This is a genomic window from Aurantimonas marina, assembly GCF_017183135.1.
Classification (GTDB): domain Bacteria; phylum Pseudomonadota; class Alphaproteobacteria; order Rhizobiales; family Rhizobiaceae; genus Aurantimonas; species Aurantimonas marina.
Window position 1 is genome coordinate 1 of sequence record NZ_JADDXW010000047.1, and the last position, 1,275, is coordinate 1,275.

Genomic DNA, 1,275 nt, shown 5'->3' on the forward strand with positions numbered 1-1,275 from the left:
GGCGGCCCGGTTTGACCGGACCGCCCTTGGTCTAGGTGTCAGTGTGAGCGGCCGTTGCGCCGGCTCAGAACTCTTCCCAGCTGTCGGTCTCGTTGGCGGCGACCGGCTGGGCTTTTCGGGCGGTGTTGCCGACGACGGCCAGTTGCGGGGCCAGTTGCGGCGTATGGGCGGCCGGACGGGCGCCGGGCCGGGCCGGTTTTGCCCCCGGCTTGGCGGCGCCGAGATCGAAGCGGTCGACCAGACGGACCAGCTCGCTGGTCTCCTGGGTCAGCCGGTGCGAGGCGGCGGTCGATTCCTCCACCATCGCGGCGTTCTGCTGGGTCACCTGATCCATCTGGTGCACCGCCGTGTTGACCTCGGCCAGACCCGTCGCCTGCTCCTGCGCCGAGGACGAGATCTCCCGCACGATGGTGTTGATCTCGCTGACCTGGTCGGCGATGTCCTTCAGCGCCTGACCGGTTCGCGCCACCAGCTCCACCCCCTGGCCGACCTGGGCGCTCGAGGTCGAGATCAGCGTCTTGATCTCCTTGGCCGCATCGGCCGAGCGCTGGGCCAGCCCACGCACTTCCTGGGCGACCACGGCAAAGCCGCGGCCCGCCTCGCCGGCCCGGGCCGCCTCGACCCCGGCGTTCAGCGCCAGAAGGTTGGTCTGGAAGGCGATCTCGTCGATCACCCCGATGATGTTGCTGATCTGCTTGGACGAGGCCTCGATGCCGGTCATCGCCTCGACCGCGCTGCCGACCACGACGCCCGATTCCTCGGCCCCCGTCTTGGCCTTGGCGACCACGTCGCGGGCGTGGTTGGCGCCCTCGGCGGTGCGCTTGACCGTCGCCGTGATCTCGTTCAGCGCCGCCGCCGTCTCCTCAAGGCTCGCCGCCTGCTGCTCGGTGCGCCGGGCCAGATCGTCCGAGGCCTGGCTGATCTCGCCGGTGCCCGAGCGGATCGAGCCCGTCGTTCCGGCGATCGTCGCCATGGTCTCGCTGAGCTCGTCCATCGCCGCGTTGAAGTCGTCCTTCAGCTTCACATAGGCGTCCGGGAAATCCCGCGCGATGCGATAGGTCAAATCGCCGTCCGACAGCTTGGCCAGGCCCGTGCCAATCTCGCCGACCACCAGATCCTGCTCCTTCGCCGTCATCTGCTGGCGCTCGCCGTTCTGGCGCCGCTCGGCCTCGGCCTCCTCGCGCCGCGTCACCGCCTCGGCCTCCACACGCTGCTTCTCCAATGCCGCCTGCTTGAACGCCAAAACCGCATTCGCCATCCGGCCAACTTCGTCCT

The 1,275-nt window shown here is 69.3% G+C and carries 1 protein-coding gene; it reads right to left on the minus strand.

The features are described 5' to 3' along the window. Positions 1-64 precede the first annotated feature (64 nt). A partial coding sequence (locus tag ING15_RS19210; protein ID WP_232845894.1) for a methyl-accepting chemotaxis protein occupies positions 65-1,275 on the minus strand: 1,211 nt, incomplete at its 5' end.